Origin of the sequence: Capnocytophaga sp. oral taxon 332 str. F0381, from assembly GCF_000318275.2 — a bacterium.
Classification (GTDB): Bacteria; Bacteroidota; Bacteroidia; order Flavobacteriales; family Flavobacteriaceae; genus Capnocytophaga; species Capnocytophaga bilenii.
In genome coordinates this window covers 80219-80868 of record NZ_KB291270.1, presented here as the reverse complement: position 1 = coordinate 80868, position 650 = coordinate 80219, and the positions used below count along the sequence as shown (strand labels likewise).

Here is a 650-nt window from a genome sequence, read left to right as displayed (position 1 = left end):
AGATGCCATAGCCCTGCAAACCACAGACCTTAACGCTAAGCAAGGATATGACAGAGATGAAAGGTAATGCCACTTTTTCTGTTATTACTAAAGTTGAAAACTCTGAAAAAATATTGCTATGAATTATCTTGTATATTTTATTATTTCTTTTCTGTTTTTTTCTTGTAGTAAAAATATCAAAATATCCGAAATGGATAAATCTTATAATGCTAGAATTTTACAGATTATGAATGAAAACTCATCTTACAAGTTTAATTATTTCTACTATGAAATAAAAAACTATACCCATAAGGATTATAGCAAGGTAGCATATGAAATAGAAGATTTTGTTGATAATAGTTATATTTCATCTATTGCGAAAAATAAAAGAGCAGAGATATATTGCTTTTTTTATTTTAAAAGATGGTGGTATAGGAGAATTAACTTGAATGATACCGAAGAAATTAGCGATAATGGCTTAATTTACGATAGAGATTTAATCGCATTAGTTGAGTTCATATTAGATGAGAATAAAAATTATATTAAGAAAATTATTGTATATAATAAAAAAGAGATAATGTATGAAAGAAAAGAGATTTTGGATTAAGTTATAACCAACAGTTGAGTAATTAGAATTAAAATATGTATAAAGTTATTAAAATAGTTATTAT

Annotated in this window: 1 protein-coding gene; it reads left to right on the top strand. The window is 24.9% G+C overall.

Annotated elements, in window-relative coordinates:
* The first annotated feature begins 118 nt into the window (after positions 1 to 118).
* A complete protein-coding gene (locus tag HMPREF9075_RS02635; RefSeq protein WP_009751330.1) occupies positions 119 to 586 on the top strand; it encodes a hypothetical protein in 468 nt (155 codons plus the stop codon).
* The last annotated feature ends 64 nt before the right edge of the window (positions 587 to 650 follow it).